At 47.7% G+C, this 18,656-nt stretch carries 17 protein-coding genes; 11 read left to right on the top strand and 6 right to left on the bottom strand.

Annotated elements, in window-relative coordinates:
* The first annotated feature begins 5 nt into the window (after positions 1 to 5).
* The 3 genes from galM (at position 6) to PTW35_RS10835 (ending at position 2,317) form a co-directional block, all read left to right on the top strand.
* Entirely contained in the window at positions 6 to 1,073 is a 1,068-nt protein-coding gene (gene galM / locus PTW35_RS10845; RefSeq protein ID WP_281024995.1) for a galactose-1-epimerase, read from the top strand.
* Positions 1,074 to 1,305: 232 nt separating this feature from the next.
* Entirely contained in the window at positions 1,306 to 1,863 is a 558-nt protein-coding gene (locus tag PTW35_RS10840; RefSeq protein WP_281024994.1) for a hypothetical protein, read from the top strand.
* Between the two features lie 148 nt (positions 1,864 to 2,011).
* Complete coding sequence (locus tag PTW35_RS10835) at positions 2,012 to 2,317, top strand: hypothetical protein (protein ID WP_281024993.1); 306 nt, start codon at positions 2,012 to 2,014, stop codon at positions 2,315 to 2,317.
* 401 nt (positions 2,318 to 2,718) lie between these two features.
* On the opposite strand, the gene PTW35_RS10830 is transcribed toward PTW35_RS10835, so the two are convergent.
* The gene (locus PTW35_RS10830) at positions 2,719 to 2,910 is read right to left on the bottom strand and encodes a hypothetical protein (protein ID WP_039461615.1); all 192 of its coding nucleotides are present in this window, start codon (positions 2,908 to 2,910) and stop codon (positions 2,719 to 2,721) included.
* A gap of 373 nt (positions 2,911 to 3,283) precedes the next feature.
* On the opposite strand from PTW35_RS10830, the gene PTW35_RS10825 reads away from it, so the two are divergent.
* Positions 3,284 to 4,453 carry a patatin-like phospholipase family protein gene (locus tag PTW35_RS10825; protein WP_281024992.1) on the top strand — a complete coding sequence of 390 codons (1,170 nt, stop codon included), beginning with the start codon at positions 3,284 to 3,286 and terminating at the stop codon, positions 4,451 to 4,453.
* A 127-nt stretch (positions 4,454 to 4,580) separates the two neighbouring features.
* Here the strand turns inward: PTW35_RS10825 and PTW35_RS10820 are convergent, their stop codons facing one another.
* Positions 4,581 to 6,212, bottom strand: a complete 1,632-nt coding sequence (locus PTW35_RS10820) for a methyl-accepting chemotaxis protein (protein ID WP_281024991.1) — start codon at positions 6,210 to 6,212, stop codon at positions 4,581 to 4,583.
* Between the two features lie 204 nt (positions 6,213 to 6,416).
* On the opposite strand from PTW35_RS10820, the gene PTW35_RS10815 reads away from it, so the two are divergent.
* Positions 6,417 to 6,965 (top strand): GNAT family protein, encoded by a 549-nt coding sequence (locus tag PTW35_RS10815; RefSeq protein ID WP_281024990.1) that lies wholly within the window; start codon positions 6,417 to 6,419, stop codon positions 6,963 to 6,965.
* A gap of 71 nt (positions 6,966 to 7,036) precedes the next feature.
* Here PTW35_RS10815 and PTW35_RS10810 read toward each other — a convergent pair whose 3' ends face one another.
* Complete coding sequence (locus PTW35_RS10810) at positions 7,037 to 8,050, bottom strand: LacI family DNA-binding transcriptional regulator (protein WP_281024989.1); 1,014 nt, start codon at positions 8,048 to 8,050, stop codon at positions 7,037 to 7,039.
* A 216-nt stretch (positions 8,051 to 8,266) separates the two neighbouring features.
* On the opposite strand from PTW35_RS10810, the gene PTW35_RS10805 reads away from it, so the two are divergent.
* The 5 genes from PTW35_RS10805 (at position 8,267) to PTW35_RS10785 (ending at position 12,705) form a co-directional block, all read left to right on the top strand.
* Complete coding sequence (locus PTW35_RS10805; protein ID WP_281027487.1) at positions 8,267 to 9,337, top strand: cellulase family glycosylhydrolase; 1,071 nt, start codon at positions 8,267 to 8,269, stop codon at positions 9,335 to 9,337.
* A gap of 85 nt (positions 9,338 to 9,422) precedes the next feature.
* The gene (locus PTW35_RS10800) at positions 9,423 to 10,805 is read left to right on the top strand and encodes an MFS transporter (RefSeq protein WP_281024988.1); all 1,383 of its coding nucleotides are present in this window, start codon (positions 9,423 to 9,425) and stop codon (positions 10,803 to 10,805) included.
* 111 nt (positions 10,806 to 10,916) lie between these two features.
* Positions 10,917 to 11,345 carry a VOC family protein gene (locus PTW35_RS10795; protein ID WP_281024987.1) on the top strand — a complete coding sequence of 143 codons (429 nt, stop codon included), beginning with the start codon at positions 10,917 to 10,919 and terminating at the stop codon, positions 11,343 to 11,345.
* A gap of 34 nt (positions 11,346 to 11,379) precedes the next feature.
* Positions 11,380 to 11,775: a GFA family protein gene (locus PTW35_RS10790; RefSeq protein WP_281024986.1), complete on the top strand. Its 396-nt coding sequence runs from the start codon at positions 11,380 to 11,382 to the stop codon at positions 11,773 to 11,775.
* 621 nt (positions 11,776 to 12,396) lie between these two features.
* Positions 12,397 to 12,705 (top strand): hypothetical protein, encoded by a 309-nt coding sequence (locus PTW35_RS10785; protein WP_044623586.1) that lies wholly within the window; start codon positions 12,397 to 12,399, stop codon positions 12,703 to 12,705.
* A gap of 144 nt (positions 12,706 to 12,849) precedes the next feature.
* Here the strand turns inward: PTW35_RS10785 and PTW35_RS10780 are convergent, their stop codons facing one another.
* Both PTW35_RS10780 and PTW35_RS10775 read right to left on the bottom strand, forming a co-directional pair.
* Positions 12,850 to 13,443, bottom strand: coding sequence for an HD domain-containing protein (locus PTW35_RS10780; RefSeq protein WP_039461595.1), 594 nt, complete (start codon positions 13,441 to 13,443; stop codon positions 12,850 to 12,852).
* Positions 13,444 to 13,462: 19 nt separating this feature from the next.
* A complete protein-coding gene (locus tag PTW35_RS10775) occupies positions 13,463 to 14,461 on the bottom strand; it encodes a substrate-binding domain-containing protein (protein WP_281024985.1) in 999 nt (332 codons plus the stop codon).
* Positions 14,462 to 14,820: 359 nt separating this feature from the next.
* Between PTW35_RS10775 and PTW35_RS10770 the strand changes: the two genes are divergently transcribed.
* Positions 14,821 to 16,098 carry a DUF5666 domain-containing protein gene (locus PTW35_RS10770; protein WP_281024984.1) on the top strand — a complete coding sequence of 426 codons (1,278 nt, stop codon included), beginning with the start codon at positions 14,821 to 14,823 and terminating at the stop codon, positions 16,096 to 16,098.
* Positions 16,099 to 16,177: 79 nt separating this feature from the next.
* Here PTW35_RS10770 and torA read toward each other — a convergent pair whose 3' ends face one another.
* A complete protein-coding gene (gene torA, locus PTW35_RS10765; RefSeq protein WP_281024983.1) occupies positions 16,178 to 18,640 on the bottom strand; it encodes a trimethylamine-N-oxide reductase TorA in 2,463 nt (820 codons plus the stop codon).
* Between the last annotated feature and the right edge of the window lie 16 nt (positions 18,641 to 18,656).

Below are 18,656 nucleotides of genomic sequence, written 5' to 3'. Positions count from 1 at the left end.
TGAAAATGACACTACCACATAAAGTGTTAGCGCTGCACGAAACCATGACAATGGAGGCGGCCGATGACGGTCGCTCTGCCAACCTGTTTACCCTAACCAATGATGCAGGCATGACGGCAACGTTCATGGATATTGGTGCCACGTGGCTGAGTTGTACAGTCCCTGTCGACGGTGATGCGAGAGAAGTGCTGCTTGGCTGTGCCAACATGACGGATCATCTCAAGCAGAGTGCCTATTTTGGTGCGACGGTAGGGCGCTACGCCAACCGTATTGCCGGTGGGCAATTTACGATCGATGGCAAAACATTCCAGGTAAGCACCAACCAAGCGGGCAATACGCTTCATGGCGGCCCGGAAGGTTTCGCGCATCGACGTTGGACGTTGGATTCTCGCACCGACTCAAAGCTTGTCTTTAGTCTGCTCTCTAAAGATGGGGACCAAGGTTTTCCAGGTAACCTTGAAGCGAAAGTGACGTTTGAGCTGACTGAGGACAATACAGTAGCGATTAGCTATCAGGCGGACTGTGATGAGCCATGCCCGGTAAACTTCACCAACCATGCATACTTTAATTTGGCAGGAGAAGCCTCTGGGGTGGATTGCTTACAGCATGAGTTAACGATTAGGGCTGACTACTTCGTTCCTACCTCTGATGTTGGTATTCCTTGCGGGGAGTTGAAATCGGTAGCACAGACCGGATTTGATTTCAGGGAGGGTAAAACCATTGGCCAGGAGCTTCGAACCGATCCCGAGCAGGTATTGGTGGGGGGCTATGACCATGCATTACTGTTAAAGCCTGAAGTATGCGATGGTATCAGTGATGTTGCCACGGTGATTACGCCAGATCAGAAAATCACCATGACGGTCCAAACAACCAAGCCAGCGGTCCAGCTCTACACCGGGAATTTCCTGACGGGTACGAAAGGGGCATCGGGGGAATACAAGGTCCACCAGGGTTTTTGTTTAGAAACTGAATACCTGCCAGATGCACCTAACCATCCAGAGTGGCCGGGTGATAGCATTCTGCGGCCAAACCAGACCTACGCTCATTACACCGGGTACCGGTTTAATTTCTAGTTGCTTTGTTTTTCTTTGTTGTTGAATTGGGGTTTGCCCGCTCGTATGAGCGGGCTTTTTTTTATTGGAGCCCTTAAAATGTGCCGCTCTCTATTATCGCTATTATGATATTAACTTACTGATATTGTTGAGAAGTCGTGGTGGGTCGCAGAATGATATGCAATGCATTGCCCTAAAGTCTTTCTGTATATAGGATGAAGCTGATTTTTGCTTTTATATGGATTGATTAAATATGAATTTACTAAGATTTTCTGCCGTGCTAATCGCGGGCTCACTGTTGTTTGGCTGTGCATCGCCTGCTCAGGTTGAAAATATGAAAATTGACGACTCTGTCAATATGACCTTTGATGAAAAACTCACCAACGCCATTGCGGTAAACCAAGTGGATGGGGGAGAAGAAACTAATCCTCTTTGGACTTCTGAGATAGGCAATGCAGAGTTTGAATCGGCGTTGAAACATTCGCTGCAGCTACTAACGTTGATAGCAAAAGATGGGCAGCCGGAGTATGAGTTATCCGCGCAGTTGATGGAAGTTGATCAGCCTTCGTTTGGTCTGGATATGGAGGTCACATCATCGATTCGTTATGTGTTAATCGAGAAGAGTAGTCAAGACGTTGTATTTGATGAGGTGATTGTTGCCCCTTACACCGCGACATTTGGCGATGCATTTAGTGGGGTTGAACGTCTAAGAATGGCCAACGAAGGCTCGGCAAAGTCAAATATCACGCATTTTCTCGAAAAGCTGACTGGGCTTAATATCGACAAATCAAATGTGCAGTTAGTGAATTAAAACCAAGGTGTTATAGCGTGCTAGCCCGCTCTAAGGCAAGATGCGGGCTGCAGCAAAGGCGCTATTGTATGTCCTTTATAGATATTGGTGTAACCAACTATACTGCAAGTGGGTATCAGTTGATCTGCAGTATGCAGAGGACAACATTATGTCAGCACAAGAGAAGTTGGGTGGTTATGCAAACGGGTTTGGTTGCTTGGATGCTACAGCTATCGCTGCCAATGTGACAGCCGAATATCAGCTGTTGGACAGGGATGGTGTTGCCTATGGTAAAGGTGATTTACCAGGGTATATCTCTGAACTGAGGAAGCACGGCGAAAAAATGGAGATCACCAATGTCATGGTCGATGGCGACAAAGCATGGTGTAAGTGGCAGCTTGGTGAAATTGTCGGTGCCGGATTGATTACATTTGGCGATGATGGGGTAAGTCAAGAGCAGTTATTCTATCTCTGAAAGCCCTTTCGCGTGTAGATGAATCCGTTCATGTACGGATACTCGCCCGTTAACAGGTGAAGAAAGACGTTGGGAAGTAGTATAATCTCCGTCTGATTTGTAAGAGACGCTGTATCTGGTTTTAAGCATGAAAAAAAACTATATGACTGTCATCGTCACGTTCGTGTCGGTATTTTGTGCCATAACGGTTAAGAACTATTTCGTCGGCGCCACTTTGGCGGCAGGTGAACTACACTTTTTGCTCGATACATTGATACTTTTGGTAATTTATTTGCCTATTTATTTCATTTTCACAAGGCTAGGCAAGAGATTTACTGTTGACGAATAATTGCGGGTTCAACTTTGCACTGTGATGATTAGCTGGTGCCTATATATTAAGTACCAGCTATGTAATGTCCAGGTCATTCGTTTTGGTTGGCATGCGAGAGTAGTTCTATGAGTTCGTTTTCAGTCTTCGGAGTTCTATCTAACTGGATATGGGGTGAAGAGCCTCCCCACAGCATATAGGCCGTATCGGTACAGTGGTCATGGTGAAACCATTTTCCATCGATACAGATGTCGGTATAACACCTTGGATCTTGTATTAGCTCCATATATACGCATCCTCTTTTGTCGCAACATGTTTACAACATACGACCAATGTATATGCAATAAATTGATCTTGGTCATCAACCTATAACTTTTCTCTTTTCTGTCCCTCGCAAAGCCGCTTGTAACTTCCAGAAATGGCTTAGCATTTGCCTACCCATGCCCCCTTTTTCTTGCCCTGTCGATTAAAGCCATTTCATTTATGGGCAATGACTCATCGGTGTGTTGATTGGTGAAACTCCGAGCTGACAAACTGTGACGCCTTTTCCGTTGTTGTTGTTTGACTAAAAACCTTAATGGCTGTGCCTATTTTCTTGGTCTATAGAAAACATATCCAAGCGATTTGTGTAAGTGTTTATTAACTCAAGGAAATAGAGCATGGCGAAGACAACAAGTATTGGCAGAAAGCCCAAGGTGTGCTTGGTGCTACAAGGTGGCGGGGCACTAGGGGCTTATCATATCGGGGCCTATCAGGCTTTGGAGGAAGCCGGTTACACACCGGACTGGTTTGCAGGTATCTCTATCGGCGCGCTTAATTCTACGATTTTGGCTGGTAATAAACCGGAAGCTCGGCTTGAGCAGCTTGAAAGGTTTTGGGAGATGATTTCTTGGCCGGGAACAGATGTAACCATTCCCACTGAATTTTCATTGGCCTTCAATACCGTCAGTGCCAATACGGCATTAGCATTTGGTCAGCCTAACTTCTTCTACCCGAGACTGGTTAACCCATGGGTCGCCCCTCCCGGTGACGGTGCCACAAGCTTCTACAATACAGCTCCGCTGTTTGACACCCTGGCCGAGTTATCAGACTTCGGCTTGATCAACGGCAATGAGGTAAGACTGACGGTTGGGGCGACAAGAGTGACCGATGGTGAGTTGGTGTTTTTCGATAGCTATTCGGACACCATCGAGCCCGCACATGCCGTGGCGAGTGGATCATTGCCACCGGGATTCCCCGCAACCAAGATTGGGGAGGATCATTATTGGGACGGCGGGGTGGTATCCAATACGCCTTTGAACGGTATTCTCGAGCTAGCGGAAGATGAAGATCTACTGATTTTCATGGTTGATCTGTGGAATGCAAAGGGCGAACTACCGCAAACTATGCCTGAAGTGCTGTGGCGTGAGAAGGAAATCCAGTATGCGAGCCGTACTTGCGAGCACCTTGAAGCACTGGTTGCCAAGCGCAACCTCGATCACCTTAAACGGGCTGCCCCCGAGCTAATATCTAGTGCCCAGGTGCCGGATGTGACAGCCCTGACGGCAGGGAAGAAGATAGACATTGTCCATATAACCTTTGACCCATTGCAAGGGCATATCCCGCTTAGCGATACTGAGTTTTCTCGTCGCTCGATTCGGCTACGGCGTGACTGCGGGTATAAGGATATGCAGCAAGCGTTGAGAGAATCGCCTTGGACCCAACCAGACGATAAATTACCTGCCCATTTCCACCGTCGCCAAAAGGATGGTACGTGGCGTAAGCCACAAGCAGCCAGTAGCGTAAAGCCGACCAAGCGTAAAAAGGCCGTCCTAACAGAGATTGTCTGATGTTATCCCGTCTCGTTAAGGATACGGTCTAAACTGGCTCGTTTGAGAAATGATGACGTGACGGATAGTAGCTGGTGGAATAGACGAGAAGCCCGCCGTTTAGGGCTTCTCGTTTTTTGCTTTCAGTTTATTGAAGAGCAACCTTGAATTTACCGATGGACTGATGGAATGACGACACCAGGATGCAGACTTCTTTGGCTGTACCTTGGACATCGCTGGCTGATTGATGGTTGTTAGTGGCCATTTCGGCTATCTGCTGGATTCTCTCTGCCAGCTCTTGGTTGGCGATTGATTGTTCGTGAAGCGAACATGATATTTCTTCAATTAAGGTGTTTAGTGTTTGTGACATCTGGTGCATTTCACAGACTTGGGTTTCTGCTTCTATTGTCTGTGATAAGTTGTCGCTTACCGCAGAAACGCTGTCTTCAATATGGACAACAGTGGTTTCAATACCAGAACGTAATTCTTGAATGGTTGAGGCAATCTGCTTGGTTGAATCGGAAGTGCGGACCGCAAGGTTTCTTACTTCGTCGGCAACAACCGCAAATCCGCGGCCTTGCTCGCCGGCACGGGCAGCTTCAATCGCAGCATTGAGTGCCAGGAGGTTGGTCTGCTCGGCAACATCATTGATGACACTGACAATGCCTTCAATCTGCTTAGAATGCTGATCCAGAGCGGAAATCGTCTGGCTCGAACGGCGTGATTTTTCCGACATGTCATTCAAATGTCCTATTGCAGCACGCATCGACGATGCTCCCTCATTAGCTTTCTCGCCACTCTCATTGGATAGGGATTTCATTGTGTCGGCATCATGGGAAATGGTGTGAATGCTTTGAGAAAATTCTTCAACCAGGGCGGCAATAGAGTTGGTGTCATCGGACTGTTGGTTTGATGCCCCCACAATATGGCTAGACAGTTTTTCTAGCTTTGTTGCTTGTCCTTCTAGCTGCTGCGCACCAGTATGAATAGCCTGTAATGTATTTTCGAAAGTTGCCATGAGTGTGTTAAAAGCCAAGCCGACCGCAGAAATCTCATTTTTGCCCTCGACCGCTAGGCGCAGGGTAAGATCGAGGTTGGTTCCGGATTGTTGCAAAGTCGACTGCAAGTGGGCAAGGGGAGAAGTGATCGTTTTGGTGATATATAGCGAAACAACTATGAGCACTAATGTTAACAGGGCGACCAGCGACATCAAGTTCCGGATATCTTGGTAGAAAATGGTATCGACGTCATCGGTGTAGAGTCCGGTGTTGAGAACCCACCCCCAAGGCTCAAATGCCAGTGAATAGGCGATTTTCGGGTAGGGTGTTTCATCCTGGCTGGCTTTTTTCCAATGGTAAGAAACAAACCCCCCTCCGTTCTGGGCTGCAACGACTTGCTCTTTGACGATCAATACCCCGTTGATATCTTCAAGCTTAGAAAGATTTTTTCCGTTTAACGTTGGATTGATGGGGTGGTGCACCATGGTGTTTGTCATGTCGTACACCATAAAGTAGCCATTGTCACCATAGCGCATTGCATCGAGAGCGGATATTGCCCTTTGCTGTGCCTCATCGTTCGAAATCTGGCCTTGGCGGGCTTGCTGATGGAGACTTGACACTAATGTTTCCGCGGTTTCGACCAGGATCTGAATTTGATTTTTGCGTTCGTTCAGCATGCTGTCTCTCTTGTCAAAGACAGCAAGTGAGGTGGCCAACAGAAGGGAAGATACTGCGATCAGAATAAGCAATATCAGGCGTTGCTTAATGGATAGAGCATTCATGGTTTCCTCCATGTCCCCATAAAAGGTAAGTAATTAATTCAATTAATGTTAACTACCTTTTAGTCTAGCAATGCAAACATTATTTGCTTGAAAATTAGACACGGCTTTGTTGTTTTTCACTTATCGTAGGTGATAGTGTGTCTTATTGCGTGTAGTGCTTTAGGCAGAGCCATACTTCGCCGATGATGCCACGGAGGATATTACTTGTCTCTCAACCCTATTAGCCTTAGACCAGCCCAGTTAGACGAGTTGGAGCAACTGTTTCTACTGGTGACCAAAGATGAGGCCTGGACCCAGTTTAACGGTCCCTATTTCCCCTATAAGACTCCCACCGTAGCCGAGTTTAAGGCTAATCTCTTTGCGCGCATGTATGAAGGCGAAAGTATGCAACTGATAACTAAAGGGGAAGTCCCTGTTGGTTCGGTCAGTTATTATTGGGAGTGCGAATCAACGCGCTGGCTGGAAGTCGGGGTCGTGATTTATGATTCAAATTACTGGGGGCAGGGGATAGGGTATCTTGCCCTGATACCCTGGGTAAGCCACTTATTTGCCACCAAAGAAATTGAGCGGGTAGGGTTAACAACGTGGTCGGGTAACCCGCGGATGATGACCTGTGCGCAAAAGCTCGGATTTACGCAAGAAGCCTGTCTACGTAAGGTCCGTTATTATAACGGCGAATATTATGATTCAGTAAAATATGGGGTGCTGAGATCCGAATGGAAGCACACCATAACCCCTCTAGGACAAGGTTAACCATGAGGGGCAAAATGCCGTTGTCTTAGCACATCAGCGTGCCACCATGATATCGAACACAAGCATATTCGCTATTGTCTGACAGACGATTCCCGGACGATGACATCACCTTCAACCTTGATGGTCGGAGACATCAAGGGCTGCTTGTTGACCAGCTCGATAAGGGTTTCTACCGATTGGCGTCCCATGTCGGAATAAGGCAGCTCGACAGAAGTTAAGCCCGGCGTGAATTCACTCGCGACTTGTTGGTTGTCAAAGCTGACCAGGGCGATATCCCCGGGTATCGACAAGCCGCGCTCAGCAATTGCCTGATAGCAGCCTATAGCCATGTAATCGCTGCCGATAAAGATAGCCTCGGGCGGGTTGGGCAGGTCGAGCAAGGCCAGCGTTTGTTGATGCGCTTCTTTTAAGGACCAGTTTCCTTCCTTGACCAGGGCCTCATCGGGAATGATATCGTTATTGATCAATGCCTGGCGGTAGCCATTAAGTCGATCGGTGCTTGCATCCATCCATTTTTCACCGCAAATCATGCCGATACGATGGTAACCCTGTGCCAGCAGGTGCTCCGTTACTTTGTAAGCACCGAGCTTGTCAGCCGGAAGAATACTCGGCAGATCGGAGTGATCTTTACAGTAACAGTTCAACAGAACTGTCGGTGCATCAATACTGATGTTGGGCGACAGGGCCCGAGTCATACTAGAGGCGTATATCAGCCCATCGTATTCCCCTTGTTCGATTTCATTCTGGATCTGGGCAGCTAATAGCTTGTCGTTGCTGTAATCAAATGTCACCAATACCCGATCCTGCTGCCAGGCGGCTTCACGGGCAGCGTTAACGGCTTCAATAAAGGGATCGTAGTGATTTAGCCCGTTGATCACTAAAGCGATTTTCTTCGGCCGTCCTTTTGAATGCGACGCGCGCTTATGTTCATACCCCAACTTTTGTGCGGCATCCAATACTTTCTTCTTGGTTGCTTCTGCCAGTTTTATTGACTGTGAGCCGTTGAGAACCAGTGAGACAGTTGGTTGAGACACCCCGGCAGCCGAGGCGATATCTCTCATGGTGATCCGCTTTTTGATACTCATTGATGATGCAATTTCATTAGCTGATAAATTAGCAAATATATTAGCAAATCAAGCTGGGTTCTTTCATCTGGAAAGTGTGTTAGATCACGTTTTGATACATGAAAATCACAAGAAATGTGATCTCATGAGCAGCAAACTAAGTGGAATATTGATCAATTCAACCTAGTTAATACATTAGCTAATATATTAGCTAATCATTATTTTGAGGTTGAGATGATTAAACAGTGGTCTAATGAAAAAGCGTGGCAATGGCACAAGGGGCAAGGTTGGCTTCGAGGTTTTAACTATTTGCCGCGTACCGCGGTGAACTGGACGGAAATGTGGCAAGCCGAAAGCTTTGACCTTGAGGTGATTGAACAGGAACTCGTTTGGTCGGTAGAAGCCGGTTATAACACTCTGCGTACCAATTTACCTTTCATTGTTTGGCAAGCCGATCGCGATGGCCTGCATCAGCGTCTTGATGCTTTTCTAAGTGTATGTCAACGCTTGAATATTAAAGTGATGATGACGCTGATGGATGACTGCGGTTTTTCTGGCGACCATCCCTACCTTGGCCAGCAAAAAGTGCCCGTGCCCGATCTGCATAACAGCCAGGCTGCGGCCAGTCCCGGACGAAATATCGTTATGGACCCAGGTCAGTGGGGCCGGGTTGAGGCCTATGTGCGCGATATCGTCTCTACGTATCAGTCAGACAGCCGAATTACTATCTGGGATCTCTACAACGAACCGACCAATCGGATGATATTCACCCTCGAAGGTGAGCTGGCTTTTGATGAAGAGATGGAAGCATGCAGCCACCAGCTGATGGAGAAAGCGTTTGAGTGGGCGCGTGATTGCGATCCGGTTCAGCCATTGACTGTTGGTGCCTGGCATGCACCCAGCATTCTAGACCGCAGTTTACCTATGTATGAGCATCCAACTGACCGCAGAGCGATGGAATTGTCTGACATCATTACCTTCCACGCTTATTTACCGTTGGATCTGTTTGGTAAAGCGGTTGAGATTGTTTCGGCCTATGACAGGCCGATGATGTGCACCGAATGGCTTGCCCGTCATGCCGACTCCAATCTTCATGAGCAGCTACCGGTTTTTCATGAAAAGCAGATTGGCTGCTATCAATGGGGGCTAGTAAAAGGAAAAACGCAGACCCACTTGCCGTGGCCGGAAATCAAGCGTGCTGACATTAACTATCAATCCCGCTGGTTCCACGATCTGCTCCATGAAGATGGGACGCCTTACGACCAGTCAGAAGTTGACTTGATTCAGAAACTGGCAATGACCAATTAACCAGACACAAAGTGAGCCAGTAACCACTTTTGGTCTGGCTTACTTGCACCTGACTACAATGATAAGCACAGTGTGAGACGTGAAGATGAAAACCCTACAAAATAAATTGCAACCCAAAGAGCTCATGTCCTATTTCGGCTATGGGGTAGGTCAATGCTTTAGCTTTGGCCTTGTCGGCTCGTTTATTCTCTATTTTTATACCGATATTTTGGGTATTTCCCCCATTGCGGCGAGTATGATTTTCCTCATTGCCCGGGTTTGGGACGCGGTGAATGACCCGATTATTGCGGGCTATATGGACACCTTGAATTCCCGTTTTGGCAAATTCCGCCCTTATATGCTGTTCACTCCTTTCTTGATTGTTCTGGTAACTATCGCTTCTTTCTATAACATGGATGCCGATACATCGACCAAGGTGTTGTATGCAGGTGTGACATATATTTTATGGGGTACGCTCTACACCATTTCCGATGTCCCTTTTTGGTCAATGTCTTCGGTAATGACCGATGAGCCGCAGGAGCGTGCAAAAGCGGCAACGTGCGCGATGCTTGGCGTGAATGCCGGTATCGGTGCCACGATGATTTTCTTCCCGAAGCTGTCGGCGATGTTCGCTGAGGGGCGGGCGGATCAAGGCTACCTACCAGCGGTGATTATCCTCATGCTGATCGGCCTTGCATTTATGCTCAACGGTTTCTTCAACACCCGTGAGCGTATCGAAACCGCCTCTGACGGTCAGGTGACGTTAAAAGAGACTTTCCAAGCGGTACGTCAGAATAAGCCATTGTTCTTCATCCTTGCTGCTTTCTTCATGAATGTGTTCTTCAACATCGTGAACGGCATGTATATTTTCTTCTTTACCTACAACATGGGTGATGCCTCGCTGGTATCGGTCATCGGTACAATCACCTTGGTCAGTGCGATAGCTTGCTTAGCCACCCCAATGCTGACCAAGCGGTTCCGTAAGCGTGATATTTTCATCGTGCTGTGTGCATTAGAGGTTGTGGCCCGTGTTGGTTTTTACTTTACAGGGTATGACAACCCAACAACGGTAATGATCTGGCTTTCGGTGATCACGGCTATTTTCATGATGACGAACCCGCTGATCTCGGCAATGATCGCCGATACTGTGGAGTACTCTTACTACCGTACAGGTAAGCGCTGCGCTGCAATTACTTTCTCGGGCCAAACATTCACCGGCAAGTTATCAGTAGCGGTAGCCGGTGGCCTGACCGGTATTATTCTAACCATGATTGGCTATGTCCCTAATGCAGAACAATCAGCATCAGCATTGAGTGGATTGTTCTTCTGTGTCTCTTTGCTGCCGGCATTGGGGGCGGTGATCCGTATTTTCATTATGTCGCGCTATACCTTTACTGAAGAAGAGCACGCGAAAGTGAGGGCGAAAATTCAGCGAGGTGAGTTTTATAACGCTGAGCCTGAATTGAAAGAGGTGGAAGTGCAACAATAACCGCTTCTGGAAGTAGGAACCAAAAGGCCACTTTGTGGCCTTTTTGCTTTGGAGTGACCCGACTTGAAGAACACGCTAAGATGAAGTGGACAAGGGATAAAAGGAATTATCATGGAACCACGGATCAGCATCATTACTTTAGGCGTTCAAGATCTTGATGCCTCATTTGCGTTTTACAGTAAACTCGGCTTCCCGTCTTCGAGAAAACCAGAAGACGGTATTATCTTTTTCAAGACGGGCGGTGTGTGTTTGGCGCTATATCCATTACAAGCACTGGCTGAGGATGTATCGCCTGACTTCAAAGTGGAGAAAACAGGATTTTCTGGCGTGACCTTGGCCCATAATACCCGTTCGAAACAAGAGGTCGATGCTGTACTAATTTTGGCGGAAAAAGCCGGCGGTAAAATTGAAAAGCAGGCCCAAGATGTGTTTTGGGGGGGCTATAGCGGCTATTTTTCCGATCCTGATGGGTACCTATGGGAAGTGGCTTATGGTGATTGCTGGGAGTTCAATGACGACGGCAGCCTAGTCATTGACTAATGCTTATGACGGGTATTTTGTTCAAGGAAAGAAGATGATTAAAAGTGTCGGTGAAACAGTAATTCAATCCAAGCATCGGGCAACCTGCCATTGCGGCGCCGTCGAATTAGAGCTGAGCTTACCCAACGGCATCGAAAACCCCCGGCGTTGCGACTGTTCCATTTGCCGTCGTAAAGGGGCGATAGTGGGCTCGGTCAAACTTGATGGTATTCGAATCATTAAAGGGCAGAATGTCCTTAAGCTGTACCAATTCAACACTCATACCTCCAAGCACTACTTCTGCTCTGAGTGTGGTATTTATACCCATCACCAAAGACGTTCAAAGCCGGAAGAATACGGTTACAACATAGGGTGCCTGGAAGGTGTCAACCCATTTGAGTTGGGTGATGTGGTGACAAATGATGGTGTTAACCATCCGGCAGACCGTTAATGCTAAATTGGGCTTCATTTTCTCGCGAACCACCACCATTTCATTCACGGTGAGTTTAGGGGCCGTTCTAGCCTACGACGACAAGGAATGGCAGCAAAAAGGTGACGTGTACACTTACTACACCAGGCCATGCTTGCCTCTGATCAAATTAATGATGAGATCTACAGTACGGTCAGTTTGAATTATGACTTTTGATACGGTTTCTCAACATAATCTGGGTAAATTATCTTTACATGCCGCTAATTCTATATTGTTCAATTGACGGTGTTTTACGGTAATTTACCGTTTATCTGTATCAGTTTTGAGAATTTGAACGACTTATATAACTTTGTTATGCCTTATGCTCTATAGCTTAATCATGTAGGGTAGAGATATAGAGTTATTGAAAAATAGTTATTGTATAAATGTGGAAATTTATGATGTTTTTCTCTGAATGTTTAGCTGGGGTTGGTTTATTATCTTGATGGTAAAAGGTTTGCGTATAAACGTAAACCAATGTCAGGGTCAAAAATCATGTTCGAATTATTCGAACGACATGTTTAATTCTTAATGTTTCTTTATCTTGATGCTCTAGCTAAATTTAACTCCGAGCCCAAACGAAAATATTAATGGAGAAGAGATATGCTTAAGCTTACAGGTACTATGATTGCTGCGACTGTATTACTAAGCTCACCAGTGATGGCCGATTTAAACCTTGATGTTACTCCGCAAAACGAAGGCGCATGGGTAAAAGTCAGCGAAAACGGAGCACCCGCTAGCAATGTGCAAATTACAACCAATGTTCCAGGTACTGGTACTTTCACCACCGATGAACATGGTAGGGTTTACGTGACTGTTGCTTCCAATCGCTCAGGTAGTGTGAAGTTCAGGGCAATGGACCAAGAAGGTAACCTTGCTTACAAAACGGCGCTGATTAACAAAGATAAGTAACGCACCACAGTATGGAATGTAGAGAAAAGGAATTTCTCATTAGTCATGGCAGCGAACAATGTGTCAGTGACCTAGTCAACAAAAGGCCGTGAAGATTGCTCTAATCTGCACGGCCTTTGTGATCAAGCCTTTATGATGCCGGTATTAGTTGTTGGTTAACCAGCCCTTCTCAACAGCTAAATCAATTTGCTCACAGGCATATTGCCAAAGTTTCGGCGTGACTTTTTCCAGGTACTCGTTACGCTTAAGCACCTGTTGCTTGCTCACGGTGTGCTTAACCCAGCTGCCACCCTCATTGGACATGTTCTGGATCAGCGGCAAAATACGGTCCATGGCTTTGGCAAAGCGGGCATCTGCGGTTTCAGCCTGCTCAAACTCCATCCACAACGATTTCATTTCAGCGAACTGTTCGTCAGGCAATAAACCGAACAGGCGATTGGCGGCTTCGATTTCTTTTTCTTCCTGGCCGTCTAGCTCGTGTTGTTCGGCAAAAGCAAAAGTGTCACCGGCATCGATCTCGACAATGTCATGAATGAGCAGCATCATGATGGCACGATTCACATCAACTGGCTCTTCAATGTAGTCTTTCAGCACTTGAGCCATAAGCGCAATGTGCCAGCTATGCTCTGCACTGTTTTCCTGGCGGTTGTTATCAGGCTTGACCATGGTTTTGCGGTATACCGCTTTCAGGCGATCCAGTTCGTTGATAAAGGCCAACTGTTTTTCAAGATTAAGCATACATTCCTCTTATTGCTTTTTATTTTTGAGCGACGGACAAGCGACGTACTAGGGTAGGGACAAACATCCGGGTACATGTCTTGTTCTCATCACCTTTGGCGAGAGCGAGCGAAAGGTTTGCTGCTTGCTCCGCCATGATGTTGATCGGGTAGCGCACCGTGGTCAGTTTCGGGCTCAAATACTTGGCGATGATACCATCATCGAAACCGATCAGAGAGATATCTTGCGGCGGGGTAATCCCATTTTCTTCCAACACCGATAAACAGCCTGCGGCCATGTTGTCGTTATAGGCGGCAATAGCTGTGATCGGTAGGTTTTTTGATAGCAGGTTCATCATCGCATGCTCACCACCGGCTTCATCCGGGGAGCTGTATTCGATGTAGTTGTCATCGGCCGGCAAGTTATAGGCGCGCAGTGCATCTAGGTATCCAGCAAGGCGCTGCTCGGTATCTTCGATGTCGTGGTTCGAGCACACATAGCCGATATGCTGGTGGCCATTTTTGATCAGGTACTCTGTTGCCAGGTAGGAGCCCTTGTGGTTATCAAGTGCGATACAGCGATGGGCAATTTCCGGAATAAAGCGGTTAATGACCACCATGCCCGGAACTTCTTTGGCGAAATCAATCAGCTCTTGGTTACTCAACCCTTTACTGTGAATGATCAATGACTCACAGCGACTGTTGATGAGCAGTTCGATGGCCTCTCTTTCGGTGGTGGCATTGTGATAACCATTGCCGATCAGGATTTGTTTACCATTTTGTCGTGCGATCTGGTCGATGGCTTTTAGCATCGAACCGAAAAAAGGATCAGATACATCGCCGACCACCACACCGATAGTATTGGTTGATTGGCTGACCAAGGCCCTGGCATTGGCATTGGGGCGGTAGCCCAGCTCTTTCATCGCTTGTGTTACTGATGCAATTGAGGCTTGACTGGCTTTGGGAGATTTATTGATAACGCGTGATACCGTCGCAACGGAAACACCGGCCAGCTTGGCCACATCCTTAATCGTAGCCATGGCTACACATCCTAGTTCGAATTAAGCTTGGCGACTATTAAACACCGACAGTGTAACGGGTGCAATATCAATGCAGTAAAAAGATAAGCTATATTTATTATGGTCAATAAAATCAACGGTAAAGACTGGTGTAACCGTTACCATAATTAGCGTTTTGCTGTTGGTTGTCCAACTATCGTCCCTTACTGCAGTGTACTTGATTGAGAGTATCAGTAACGAGTCAGGCTTTTCAGTGGGGGAGCATATACTTTAAACCAACACGCCTAAGCGAAATATAAATATATCAATGCTTACAGAAAGGCTATAAGTTCAAACTGAGGAGTTATCTCCAAGGAAATAACTTGGTCACAGGTTACTTTATGAGAAGTCTTAACTTGCTTCCTTTAGCAATTGGATTATCCCTAGGAGTCACAGGGTGTGGGGGTGACTCAAGTTCCTCTGATGGTGGCAGTGATATTGTCCAAAGCTCACCGTTAGCACGAACAATAGGTACAGTAGATTCAGTTTCGTATCCAGACGAGTCCTTCACGATCAACCAGCATCAACTTGACGGTTCACAGGCAACGATTAGTTATGATGACAGTAGCTATAGTTTTGATGAACTAAAGCAAGGAATGCAGGTTGAAGTGGAATATCAGAATAGCCAAGCCCAGCAAGTTTATCTGCAACCTGCAGCGACTGGGCAGGTAACCGCGGTTTCGGATAGTAGCCTATCGATAAATGGCCTTAGCTACGAATACCCAGGTACCGGCTTTAATATTGGCGACTGGGTGATGCTTTACGGCTTGGTCGAACCTGATGATAGCTGGAAAGTGACAGTTGTTACCGTGGTTGACCCTCAAACAACGGCGGAAATTGAAGGAGCAATATCTGGGCTCGATCCTTCGCAAAGTGTGTTTACGATAGCCACTGTTCAGGTCGATTACTCTAATGCAGTTATCGAAGACAGCCGAACATTGGCTGATGGACTATGGGTTGAGGTTTACGGCCAGTTTAACGGAAGTCAGTTTGTCGCCTCACTCATTGATATCCGGGATAACGATGATGTGCGCAATACTGAGCTTGAAGGGATCATCACTTGGGTAAGCCCAGATCTCACTAGCTTTGATATTGGTGGGAACGTCCGAGTTCATACCAATGGCAATACATCCTTTGATGACGGGACGCGGTCAAATCTGGAAATTGGTGCAATTGTCGAAGTGGATTTGATTGAACTGGAGAACAAGCTTTTTGCTACTCGGGTTGATTTCCAAGATCAGGTGAGTGTATCGGATAATTTGGAGTTCAATGTTGAGGGTGAGGCGAGCTATGACGGTGTGACATTGAGTATCAATGGCATTGTCTTCATCGTTGATGTGAATACAGAGTATGACGATGGTATCAGCCTATCTAATGTCAACGGCCAGTGGGTGGAACTCGACGGTAAAGCCAATAACGGTAATTATGTGAAACGGGTTAGGCCTGAGAGGAAAGACAATGAAATCAGCCTAGAAGGGTTGGTTGAGAACGGTATTATGTGGGGGTATTCTGCCACAGACAATTCACTAGAGCAGTTCAATGGCCAGTGGGTTGATATCGAATGTCAGCGGGCACCAGATAATTCTCTCTCGTTTTGCCGCTTAGATCCTAGCCGATGACTTTTATCCTGACTGAACAAAAGCCCTGAACTAGGCAAACAGCATCAGGTTCAGGGCTATTATTTTCTACCAGCGAGAATTAACTTACTTCAATCGGCCCGCCGAATGACGTTACCGGCGGAACGCTACCGGTGAACTTCTCGAACTCAACCAGACAGGTGTTGGCACTGGTTGCCTGAGCCAGTTCAGAAGACGGAATATCCTGAGTCAGGGTATTTGGATCGCCATAGGTATCCATCGCGCCTTCTTTCTCGTTCAGAGGACCATACCATGCCCCTTCTTCGATACGAACCACGCCCGGTGCGTAGCTGTCTGTCAGTACAGCACCGGCTAGCAGTTGACCACGGTCGTTGTAAACGCGGACCAAGTCGCCGTTTTGGATGCCCTTGGCAGCGGCATCTTGCGGGTTGATGTAGATTGGCTCACGGCCCTGTACCGCGTAGGTGGCACGGAACTCTTCCGATTCACACATTTGCGAGTGTAAGCGTTTGTCTGGGTGACAAGACTGCAGCCAGTAAGGGTGTTTGTCTGAGCCCGGACCACCGTGTGAACGCTCGCTCTTCTCGAACCACATTGGGTGGCCCTGACAGTGCTCGTAACCAAAGCGATCAATCTTACGGCTGGTGATTTCGATAAAGCCCGATGGCGTACCCAATGGGTTGATCTCTGGATCCTCACGGAAATCGGCATGGCGAACCCAAGGCTTACCTGTACCGGCGTCGAAATAACCCTGGGCCCAGAACTCATCGAACTCTGGCATGTCGAATTTTGCCTTGTTGGCATCACGGCATTCGCTGTAAAGCTGGCGAACCCATTCCATCTCATCCATACCACGGGTGTATTCTTTGTGGCGACCGAAACGACGCGCAACTTCCGTCATGATTTCGAAGTCTGTTTTTGACTGGAACAGTGGGTCAACCAGCTTCTGCATCGCAATTAGGCCACGGCCACTGTATGAGCCATAAACATCGATATCGTTACGTTCCCACTGGGTACAAGCCGGTAGCACGATATCCGAGAAGCGACAGCTGGCTGTCCAGGCAAAGTCAATGGTGACAACGGTTTGAAGTGCCTTGAAGGCTTTCTTCATCTTGTTGCGATCCTGGTGGTGGTGCCAAGGGTTACAGCCACTGATCACCATCATCTTGTAATCAGGCAGGGTCACTTTAGAACCGTTGTAGCGGATCTGCTTGCCTGGCTCGAGTAGACAGTCAATCCAGCGGGCTACCGGAATAGTGCTGCTGTAGCCGTTGAAATCGTTGTTATCCCACTTAGGCTTCTGGCCTTCATCTGGGTTACGCGGGAAACCACCCGGTGCAGCGAAGCCTGTCGATGGTACGCCGATCGAGCTGTAGTGGTGACCGTAAGAAATACCACCGCCTGGCAGGCCAATTTGTCCCACCATTGCTGCAATAACCGCCCCCATCCAGTATGGCTGCTCACCGTGTTCCTGACGCTGGATACACCAGCCAAACAGCATCTGGGTACGGCCGTTAACCAGCATGCGGGCAAACTCGCGGATCTTATCGGCGGATACACCACAGATCTCGGCAGCCCATTCCGGATCTTTCTCGATCTTGTCTTTGGTTTCACCCATCACATACTGGATGAAGTCATCGAAGCCCAGGCAGTAAGTCTTGATGAAGGCTTTGTCATACAGCTCTTCGGTGTAGAGCGTGTGCGCAACACCTAGCATAAACGCCACATCGGTTTGCGGGTTGATGTAGAGGTGGTCGTTGTTCAGGTAGCGCTGGGTCTTGTTTTTCACCGGGTCAACGGAAAGCACATTGATTTCGCCTTTGGCGACTTTCTCTTTCAGCTGCTCCAGGTACGCGAAGGATTCATGGGTTTCACAGTTCCAGCCAACCTGAAGGTTTTTCACCGGATCATTGGCCCAAAGTACAATGTTGTCACTGTTCTCCAAGATTTCAGACCAAGAAGTACCCTGCGCATAAACTTCGGTGGAGCCTAGTACGTATGGCAAGATGGTTTGACCTGCACCCGTCGAGTAGTCACCGACTTTCTTGATGTAGTTACCGTGCATGCCGACAACGCGCTGCATGTGGTTACCACAGCTGTGGAACTGGCCGGTTTGACGCCAACCCGTTTGGCCGGCGTGCAGGGCCCATGGACCGTAATCTTTCTGAATGCGTTCCAGTTCGCGGTAGAACAGATCGATGGCTTCATCCCAGGTTACGCGGACAAAGCGGTTGTTACCACGGGTCGCTGCACTGTATTTATGCTTCTTCAGCCAGTCGAGGCGAACCATCGGGTAGCGCACACGTGACGGGCTGTAAAGAATTCCCTTGATGCCGTTGAGCATCTCGGTTGGGTGCTTATCCAGCTCCAGCGGTTTGATTTCTTGTAGCTTGCCACCGTAGATGTGGGCGCGGAATGCGCCCCAGTGAGAGCCTGATACCTTCCAGGTTCCTACGGTTTCAGCCGCCATGGCTTTGTTCATACCCAACAGGCTTGGACCAATCACTGATGCGGCGCTAGTGGCTACCATACCCTGTAGGAAACGTCTTCTGCTTACAGACATATTCAATTACTCCATC

The organism is Photobacterium sp. DA100 (assembly GCF_029223585.1).
Lineage (GTDB): Bacteria > Pseudomonadota > Gammaproteobacteria > Enterobacterales > Vibrionaceae > Photobacterium.
The sequence above is the reverse complement of the archived record's forward strand: the minus strand, read 5'-3'. Positions and strand labels throughout refer to the sequence as shown.